Here is a 9,495-nt window from a genome sequence, read left to right as displayed (position 1 = left end):
TGATTCATCTAGCCATACGGTTAGAGAACCGCGCTGCTTGAGGGCATTGTTATAAGAGGGCCAGTTGGTGATTTTAAAATTTTGTTTTGCCATGGAGACCTGATTTTGAAACAACTGTGGTGATCTGCTCCGATGATTACCCAAAAGTTCTATTTATTCAACAAAGCCACAATATGATAGAAAAGCTCAGCGGATATACTGAATTACAACATAAGCGGAGAAATTCTTTTACGCGTTGTGAATTAACACTGTAGCCACATTATTCATCAGCGGTGTATTTCCACAAAAACGCCATTTGTAATCAGATTACCAATGGAGCGTTAGAATCACATGCTTAACCGTTATTTGTGAAAGTCAGGAAAAGTCATTTCTGAATATTTAACAAAACGCGTCCCGCGAGACAATTTATAACCGAACCAAATCAGCAAAAATAATGGAATGCCAATATAGGTTGCGGTGACGCCATACCAGTCAATGTTATCTCGCAAAAATGCCTGGTAGTTTTGCCCCAGGGTGATCAGAAGGCAAAGCACAAACGCGAAGATCGGCCCAATCGGAAAGAATCCCGAGCGGTATGGCAGCGCGTTAAGATCCAACCCTTGCTGCACATAGCCACGACGGAAACGATAGTGGCTAATCGCAATCCCCAGCCAGGCGATAAAACCGGTCATGCCGGAGGTATTCAGCAGCCAGAGGTAGACCGTTTTGTTACCAAACATCGAGGTCAGGAAACAGAGTCCCGCCACAACGGTGGTCGCATACAGCGCATTGCGCGGGACGCCGCCTTTCGAGAGTTTGACAAACATACGCGGCGCTTTGCCTTCCTGCGCCAGAGTAAAGAGCATACGTGTTGAAGCGTACATTCCGGAGTTACCCGCAGAGAGCACCGCCGTCAGGATCACCGCATTCATCACCGCCGCCGCCGACAGCAACCCGGCATTCTGGAACACCAGCGTAAACGGGCTAACCGTAATGTCTTTTACATCATTACGCAGCAAGTTGGGGTCGGTATAAGGAGTAATCAGGCTGATAATCAGAATGGCAAACACGTAGAACAGCAATATACGCCAGAACACCTGACGAATGGCACGTGGAATATTTTGCGCAGGATCTTTTGACTCGCCTGCCGCTACGCCGATCAGTTCCGTGCCCTGAAAGGAGAAACCGACAATCATCGCCACGCCAATCATCGCGGAGAAGCCACCAGAAAAAGGCGCATCGCCAATTTGCCAGTTGTGCCAGCCTGCGTTCTCTGCGCCGCGCAGAATGCCAACGATCATCAGTACGCCAACGGCGATAAAGACCACGACGGTAACCACTTTGATCAGTGAGAACCAATACTCGGCCTCACCAAACCCTTTTACCGAGATGTAGTTAAGCAGAAACATCAAGACTAAAAACAGGGCGCTCCAAATCCAGCCGGAAACCTCAGGGAACCAGTAGCCCATCACCAACTGTGCCGCGACCAGATCGACGGCTATCGTCACCGCCCAGTTATACCAGTAGTTCCATCCGAGCGCGAAGCCGAAACCCTCTTCTACGTATTTGGCACCGTAAGTGGAAAACGATCCTGAAACGGGCATAAATGCGGCCAGTTCTCCCAGGCTGGTCATCAAAAAGTAGACCATCAGCCCGATAAGCGCATAGGAGAGCAGCGCCCCACCGGGGCCGGCCTGCGAAATGGTCGCGCCTGAAGCGACAAACAGCCCGGTGCCGATGGATCCGCCAATGGCAATCATGGTGAGATGCCGCGCTTTAAGCTCACGGCGCAGAGTAGGCGCGCCCTGAGATGTGCTATGTAATTGTTGCTGAGCCATAATATCCTGCGCTCTATCTAAAATGAGGCGGGATTGTAGCAAATCGTTTTCTACAGAATCGCTATCATTATCGAGTTATAAGAGAGCTTCATAACTGCCTCGCCATCATTAGCAATAAGAAAGTCGAATGGCCGCAGTCAACTCTACTTTGCTGGCTGACAGTATTCCAGAAAGCGTTGCAACACATTGGAAAGGTGTTTTTGTCTGTGGTGCACCAGATAAAGTGTACGCACCAAGCGCGGTTGCTCCAGTTGCAACGCCACCAGTGACCCCACAGCCAACTGATCGGCAATGACACGACGTGACAGGCAACTGATACCAATGCCGTGACGCACGGCATGCTTGATCGCCTCGGAGTTCCCCAACTCCATCACCAGTTTAAAATGGGGTAATCTTGCCAAGAGCTGGTGATCCAAGACTTCCCTCGTGCCTGAGCCACGTTCACGCAAGATCCACGGTGCTTCCGCTAGCATAGGGACGGTAAGCGTCTGCTGTACAAGGGGATTATCAGGGGCGCAAAAGACCACAAGTTCATCCTCCAGCCAGGGTTGCGTCACCAAATCCGGATGATGACAAGGCCCCTCGATAAAACCGAGATCGACGCTGAATTCCGACACCGCCGTCACCACATCCTGGGTGTTGCCCACGTGCAGCTCAAAAGGGATAGAGGGATAATCACGGCGATAGCGGGCAATCATGGCAGGCAACAGATAGTTACCAATGGTGCTGCTGGCGAACACGCGTAACGCCCCATTCTCTTGCTGGAACATTTTTTCTATCTCCAGCGACTGCTCCAGGATGGACAACGCTTTTGGATAAAGCAATCGCCCATGCTCATTCACCACCAACCGCTTACCGACTCGATCGAACAGTTGTACGCCCAGTTGCGCTTCCAAATCCGATAACGCTGCGCTCACGGCAGACTGAGAAAGGGCCAGCATAACGGACGCTTGTGTGGTCGATCCGCTTTTCAGGACCTCTGCAAAAACTTCAAGTTGTCTTAACGTGATGTGCATCGTTAGCCCTTACCGGAAATAGCAATAGGTTATAAGCATATAATCAATTTCTCTTTTATGGCTACTCATCATAGGCTGTGTTCCTGGTTAGCTCGACTTCAAACAGGTAAATGGCATCTCTTTTTATAATTCAAGGTGATAAATCTATCCACCCGCTTTTACACAAGCTACCTGGCCTGCTTTTTATTGCCCTTATGACCGCCGGATTTCTGCAACTGGCCGCGCTCCCTTCGGTTGCCCACATGGGATTGGGTTCACTGACCCTTGCCATGGTGGGCGGCGCATTGATTGGCAACACGCTTTACCCACGCCTGCAACGCTACTGTGATGAGGGTGTTAATTGGTCAAAGCATCATCTGCTGCGTTTGGGCATTGTGCTATATGGTTTTCGTCTCAGCCTGCAACATATCGCTGCGCTGGGTATCAGCGGACTCGTTATTGATGCATTGATGATGGCATCCACTTTTCTTCTCGCCTGTTATCTCGGTAAAACCCTGCTTGGCCTTGATGACAAAACAGTATATCTCATCGGTGCAGGCAGCAGCATTTGCGGTGCCGCTGCGGTGCTGGCCACCGCGCCAACGGTCAAGGCAGAGGGCGACAGCGTCGCGATTGCCGTCGCCACCCTTGTCATCTTCGGCACTATCGCCATGTTTCTTTATCCTTGTCTCTATGCGCTGGCCATGACTGGCGACTATTTGCCCATCTCGCCACAGATGTTCGGCGTTTATATTGGTTCCACCGTACATGAAGTGGCCCAGGTTGTAGCGGCAGGCCACAGCATTTCACCGCATGTTGAAAACACTGCAGTGATTAGCAAGATGTTACGCGTCATTCTGCTTGCTCCATTTCTGATGCTATTGGGGGGATTTCTGCAACTTCGCACCAGCAGCACAACAGAAAAAGCGCAAATGGCCTTCCCCTGGTTTGCCGTGAGTTTTATCGCCGTAGCCGGGTTTAATTCGTGCCATTGGCTGCCGGATACCTGGTTAACCACCGTCAGCCAGATTGATGATCTGTTATTGGCGATGGCGATGGGCGCCTTGGGCGTGACAACCCGCCTCAGCGCCGTACGCCGTGCAGGTACCAAACCGTTGCTGCTGGCGCTATTACTGTTTATCTGGCTGATTATTGGCGGTGCCAGTATCAACCTTGGCATCACGGCGTTGTTGGCATAAATGCGCCTTTTTTGCGCTGCGCGGTTAGAATGTTGTTACGCTTTTTAGTTCAAGCGATCACCTTTGGTCAATAACAGTGGAATACTGTGCGTCAGAGCAATAAGGAGAACAGCATGAAATATGTAGGCGCACACGTCAGCGCTGCCGGCGGTGCGGATCATGCGGTCATCAGAGCCCACGAACTTAAGGCAACCACATTTGCCTTGTTCACCAAAAATCAGCGCCAATGGCAGGCCGCACCGTTATCCGAAACGGTCATTGCGCAGTTCAAGGCCGCCTGCCAGCAGTACGGCTACCAACCGTGGCAGATCCTTCCGCACGACAGATATCTGATCAACCTCGGTCATCCGGACACAGAGGCGTTGGAGAAATCACGCAGCGCTTTTATTGATGAAATGGCGCGTTGACAACAATTTGGGCTGTCATTACTTAACTTTCACCCCGGCAGCCATTTAAAACAGATTGATGAGCGTGACTGTCTGGCACGCATTGCCGAGTCGATCAATATCGCTCTCAATGCCACTCAAGGCGTAACGGCAGTCATCGAAAACACCGCAGGCCAAGGCACCAACCTGGGATTCCGCTTTGAACATCTGGCGGCAATCATCGAGGACGTCGAGGATAAAACCCGCGTAGGGTTCTGCATTGATACCTGCCACGCCTTTGCCGGTGGCTATGATATCCGCACCGACGCCGCCTGTGATGAGACCTTTGCCGAGTTCGATCATACCGTGTGCCTTGGTTATCTGCGCGGTATGCACCTGAACGATGCCAAAAGTACCTGTAACAGCCGCGTCTATCGCCACCACAGTCTGGGTGCCGGAAACATCGGGCACACGCCCTTCCGCTATATCATGCGCGACCCGCTTTTTGACGGTATTCCCCTGATTCTGGAAACCGTGAATCCTGATATCTGGGATGATGAAATTGCCTGGCTGAAGGCACAAACCGCATAAAAAAACGCCAGCCTTACGGCTGGCGCTTTTGCATTACGTTCAGTTTTTACTTACCGCTTACGCCGCTTTCACCAACTGTTCGTCAGGGCGTTTCAGCACGGCATACAGCAGACCCGCCACCGCTGTGCCCGCCATAATCGCGAACAGGTAGCCCAGCACCGGCGCGATCGCTCCAGGAATCAACAACACAAACAACCCGCCATGCGGTGCCATCAAGTGTGCGCCCACGGCCATCGACAGCGCACCGGTAACGGCTCCGCCCAGAATACAGCACGGTAGTACGCGCATCGGGTCACGGGCCGCGTAAGGGATCGCCCCTTCAGAGATAAAGCACAGGCCGAGCACAAACGCTGCTTTACCCCCTTCACGCTCAGACGCGCTGAATTTCTTCGCGGCCACCAACGTCGCAAGGCCCATCGCCAATGGCGGAACCATGCCTCCGGCCATAACGGCCGCCATCGGCGCGTAAATCTGGCTACTGAGCAGTGTGGTACCAAATACATAGGCCACCTTGTTCACCGGACCGCCCATGTCGGTACACATCATGCCGCCTAGGATTGCCCCCAGAATCACTGCGTTAGCCGTGCCCATGGATTGCAACCAACTGGTCAAGCCCGTCAGGATCTTCGCCACCGGAGTACCTACCACGTAGATCATGATGATGCCCGTAATCAGCGTCACAACAAGAGGAATAATCAGTATCGGCTTCAGGGCTGACATGCTTTGCGGTAGCTTGACATAGTCGCTGAGCGCTTTCGCCAGGTAACCCGCTAGGAAGCCAGCGATAATGCCACCAAGGAATCCCGCGCCGGTACTCACGGCCAACATACCGCCGACCATCCCCGGTGCCAGACCGGGACGGTCAGCAATGGAGAATGCGATATAACCCGCCAACACCGGAACCATCAGAGCAAACGCGGAGCCGCCCCCGATCTTCATCAGGTGTGCAGCCAGCGTGCCTTCCTGTTTAAACGCCTCGATACCAAACACAAAAGAAAGCGCAATACATAAACCACCCGCCACCACCATCGGCAGCATATAGGACACGCCCGTCAGCAAATGGCGGTACGGTCCAGTGCCACCCTTTTTCTGTCCGGCACTTGCTGGTTGTGCACCACTTTGCGCTGTTGGCTGGTAAACTGTAGCTTCCGCCTGCGCTTTATCCAGCTCCTGCGCCGTTTTCTTCAACGCAAGACCGGTTGAGGTGCGGTACATTTTTTTGCCGGCAAACTTCGACAGATCCACTTCAATATCCGCTGCCACGATAACCAGATCGGCCTGCTCGACTTCTTCCGACGTGATAGAGTTACCCGCGCCAACGGAGCCGCGCGTTTCCACTTTCACCCACCAGCCGCGTTTTTTCGCTTCCTGCTCGATGGCTTCTGCCGCCATAAAGGTGTGAGCCACGCCGGTCGGGCACGCCGTCACCGCCACGATACGCGGCACTGAAGGTGCACTCACCGTAGCCGCCGCAGGGGCCTGATACTGCTCCGCCTTTGCTTTTGCCTGCGTCAGAAATTGTTCTGGCTGACTTGCTGCCAGTTCAACATAACCGACATACACCTTTTTGCCATTGAGCGCGCTGTCAGCAGACAGTACACCGCCCAGGACTATCGCCAGTTCGCTTTCATCGATCTTGTCAGTCAGCGTCAGGTCCGTTTTCGCAGCCGCCGCGCCGAGCAGTTTTTTCACTAGGTGGCTTCTGGCAAGCCCCAGTGATTTATCTATTATCAGCAGCGTTTTCATGATCTATCTCTTGCTGTTAGCGATTGAAGGGTTTCAGGTCGACACGCGCCATCATCGCGGCCAACTGAGGTCGATCGGTAATGCCAACATTGCTTTGGCTTACGGCCAGCGCAGCCACTGCGGTTGCCAGTCGTAAGGTGTGTTCACTCGATTCACGCATTAACAGGCCATAAATCAATCCGCCGACCATGGAATCACCGGCACCTACGGTGCTGACAACATAGCAAGCCGGTGGCTTGGCCAACCAGGAACCCGAGGCATTAACCCACTGGGCACCTTCCGCACCCAACGAGATCACAACATGAGCGATACCTTGCTCACGCAGCGCATGGGCAGCGTCTACCACATCTTCCAGCGTGGGCAACTTGCGGCCAGCCCAGATTTCCAGCTCACGACGGTTGGGTTTCACCAACCAGGGCGCGGCTTTCAGCCCCGCTACCAGCGCCTCACGGCTGCTGTCGAAAATAATGCAAGGACATTGGGTCCGCAGACGTGACATCCAATCGGTAAACGCATCCGGATCGACGCCTGCGGGCAAGCTACCACTGACGGCAACCATGTCGAACTGCCCTAACCAACTGAGCGAATCATTGACGAAGCGCTGCCAGTCTTGTTGTGTGACATCAAACCCGGAGAAGTTGAAATCGGTCACTTCACCGGCTTTTTCTGTCAGCTTGACGTTGATACGCGTGCGACCGGGGACAAGCTGAAAACGGTTGGCAATGCCCAGTTCGCTGAACAATTGCTGAAAGCCGTCCTGATTGTCTTTGCCCAGAAATCCACCCACCGTAACGTCAATCCCGAGGTCTTTCAGCACTTTGGCAACATTAATACCTTTGCCTGCGGCATGAAGACCCGCCGTTTGCACCATGTTGACTTCACCACGTTCAATTTCGGGGCAATATCCCACCAGGTCATACGCGGGATTCAGGGTAATGGTGGCAACTCGCCTGCTCATGCTGCGCCCTCTCCTAATCCAGAATTAATTGCTTCGCCAATCGCCGCCAATGCCTGTTCAGCATCGCTGCCCGCTGCGGTGAAACGCAGCTTATGGCCCTTTTTAACGCCCAGCGCCACCACCTTCATCAGGCTGCGCCCGTTGGCCGGTTTACCGGTTCCATCAAGGTTGGTCACCGTGATCTCGCTGGTGAACTGTTTGATAACATTCACCAGCATGGTCCCCGGGCGGGCGTGCAACCCGTGCTCGTTACGGATGGTGTAATCTGCGGTCAGCACATCGTTTTCTTCCGGTACGTCACTGTTCAGCAATGCCAGCAGCGTGGCAGCATCAGCATTCAGCAAGCGTTCAGCTTTCTGTGCTATCAAAAGGTTGCTTAAATAATCGATAGGGGCCAACGCTTGTTCATCCGCGGCTGCAACCGTAATCAGCAGTGCCACCGGCTCGTCATAGGCGGTGAACGCAGTGACTGTGCGGCTTACAGCGACAGCACTCGCCAGATTGCCCTGTGCGTTATCGCTCAACCACACGCCTTGTCCCAGATAAAGCGGCTTCTGGCTGACGACCGCGCTGACAAACCCGGCATCAACGGCACCGACCTGCTGCAAACGACCCGCGTTCAACGCCTGTAACGTCAGCAGGCTGTCCGTGGCAACGTCCAACGTGATCAACGAGGTATCAAAACGGAAATCCGCGCTCTGCTGCTCCCCCATCAGCAAACTGCGCAACTCTTCTGCTGACGCGGTTTTTGCCATACGCGCTGCAACGTTTTCGTCGCTCAGCACATGGGTTAGCTGACGCAATAACGCCAGATGCTCGTCCGAGCGAGCTGCGATGCCCAGCACCACATAGGCGGTCTCCTCTCCCCAGGCTATCCCCTGCGGAAATTGAAACACCTGAACACCGGTTTTCAGCACCAGATCGCGCGTATCAGTTGTGCCGTGTGGAATAGCAATACCATTACCTAAATAGGTCGACGTTTGCAGTTCACGCTGCAACATGCCATCGACATACGCAGGGCTGACACACCCGCCAGCAGCCAGTGCGGCCGCCACTTGCTGGATAGCGTCCTGCTTATCGCTGGCAGCCGCACCCATATGAATATCTTTCTGTGATAACTGGAACATGACGCTCCTATCCGCTTTTGTTGAATCGCTTCAGCAAGCAAATAAAAATACAAAGCCACTAATGGCTAACAATGCAAAAAAAGGACGACTGATACATTTTACTGAGTTTGGGCCTAATGATGCTTTTATGCAAATATTCCACATATTTCATGTGATGAATTTTTGACATCACGTACATTTTAGCCATTGAGCATGCTGAATTCATAGTAGAAAGTCGCACCAGCTGAAGGCTTGCTGAAGCAAAAAAGATGAAGCATCTTTTCAGAAAGCGCACAGCTCGCGTAAAATACGCGCGCTGTGGTATCACGGTTTGCATTTTCTGACTCAGACGGCACTGACTCTCATCTTGCACGTTTTTTGCACACGCGTATCTTCCATACGTTTTCTGACACACAAACGCACTGCCCTATATTGTTAATTATGTCTATATTGAACTCCGTATTGCGGCGTCAGCCCGATCTGACCTCCTCTGCATTCCTGGTCATTGCTTTCCTGACCGGTATTGCCGGGGCATTGCAATTGCCAACGTTGAGCCTGTTCCTTTCGACAGAAGTGAGGCTTTGTTGAATAAATAGAACTTTTGGGTAATCATCGGAGCAGATCACCACAGTTGTTTCAAAATCAGGTCTCCATGGCAAAACAAAATTTTAAAATCACCAACTGGCCCTCTTATAACAAGGCACTCAAGCAGCGCGGT

General features: G+C 52.8%; 7 protein-coding genes and 3 pseudogenes. 4 read left to right on the top strand and 6 right to left on the bottom strand.

Going from position 1 to position 9,495, the window contains the following annotated elements; translation table 11 throughout:
• Positions 1 to 93, bottom strand: a pseudogene (locus QZ506_RS19510) (IS5/IS1182 family transposase); the annotation flags it as partial.
• Positions 94 to 116: 23 nt separating this feature from the next.
• Between QZ506_RS19510 and QZ506_RS19505 the strand changes: the two are divergent.
• The gene (locus tag QZ506_RS19505) at positions 117 to 254 is read left to right on the top strand and encodes a hypothetical protein (protein WP_291973274.1); all 138 of its coding nucleotides are present in this window, start codon (positions 117 to 119) and stop codon (positions 252 to 254) included.
• A gap of 87 nt (positions 255 to 341) precedes the next feature.
• Here QZ506_RS19505 and QZ506_RS19500 read toward each other — a convergent pair whose 3' ends face one another.
• Positions 342 to 1,817, bottom strand: a complete 1,476-nt coding sequence (locus tag QZ506_RS19500; protein ID WP_291973272.1) for an amino acid permease — start codon at positions 1,815 to 1,817, stop codon at positions 342 to 344.
• Between the two features lie 143 nt (positions 1,818 to 1,960).
• Positions 1,961 to 2,833, bottom strand: a complete 873-nt coding sequence (gene yieE / locus QZ506_RS19495) for a DNA-binding transcriptional regulator YeiE (RefSeq protein WP_291973270.1) — start codon at positions 2,831 to 2,833, stop codon at positions 1,961 to 1,963.
• Positions 2,834 to 2,943: 110 nt separating this feature from the next.
• Between yieE and QZ506_RS19490 the strand changes: the two genes are divergently transcribed.
• Together QZ506_RS19490 and nfo are read left to right on the top strand one after the other, a co-directional pair.
• Positions 2,944 to 4,011 (top strand): YeiH family protein, encoded by a 1,068-nt coding sequence (locus QZ506_RS19490; protein WP_291973268.1) that lies wholly within the window; start codon positions 2,944 to 2,946, stop codon positions 4,009 to 4,011.
• A 113-nt stretch (positions 4,012 to 4,124) separates the two neighbouring features.
• Positions 4,125 to 4,967, top strand: a pseudogene (gene nfo / locus QZ506_RS19485) (deoxyribonuclease IV).
• Between the two features lie 57 nt (positions 4,968 to 5,024).
• Here nfo and fruA read toward each other — a convergent pair.
• Genes fruA through fruB form a run of 3 tightly spaced genes read right to left on the bottom strand, consistent with a single transcriptional unit; the run spans position 5,025 to position 8,798 of the window.
• On the bottom strand, positions 5,025 to 6,713 hold the full coding sequence (gene fruA / locus QZ506_RS19480; RefSeq protein ID WP_291973266.1) for a PTS fructose transporter subunit IIBC: 1,689 nt from the start codon (positions 6,711 to 6,713) through the stop codon (positions 5,025 to 5,027).
• A gap of 16 nt (positions 6,714 to 6,729) precedes the next feature.
• Positions 6,730 to 7,671 carry a 1-phosphofructokinase gene (gene fruK / locus QZ506_RS19475; protein WP_291973264.1) on the bottom strand — a complete coding sequence of 314 codons (942 nt, stop codon included), beginning with the start codon at positions 7,669 to 7,671 and terminating at the stop codon, positions 6,730 to 6,732.
• The gene (gene fruB / locus QZ506_RS19470) at positions 7,668 to 8,798 is read right to left on the bottom strand and encodes a fused PTS fructose transporter subunit IIA/HPr protein (protein WP_291973262.1); all 1,131 of its coding nucleotides are present in this window, start codon (positions 8,796 to 8,798) and stop codon (positions 7,668 to 7,670) included. Before fruB ends, fruK begins: the two co-directional genes overlap by 4 nt.
• A gap of 420 nt (positions 8,799 to 9,218) precedes the next feature.
• Here fruB and QZ506_RS19465 point away from each other — a divergent pair.
• Positions 9,219 to 9,359: pseudogene (locus tag QZ506_RS19465) on the top strand (MFS transporter); the annotation flags it as partial.
• Positions 9,360 to 9,495: the final 136 nt, after the last annotated feature.

Origin of the sequence: Candidatus Symbiopectobacterium sp. (genome assembly GCF_020054415.1) — a bacterium.
Lineage (GTDB): Bacteria > Pseudomonadota > Gammaproteobacteria > Enterobacterales > Enterobacteriaceae > Symbiopectobacterium.
The sequence above is the reverse complement of the archived record's forward strand: the minus strand, read 5'-3'. Positions and strand labels throughout refer to the sequence as shown.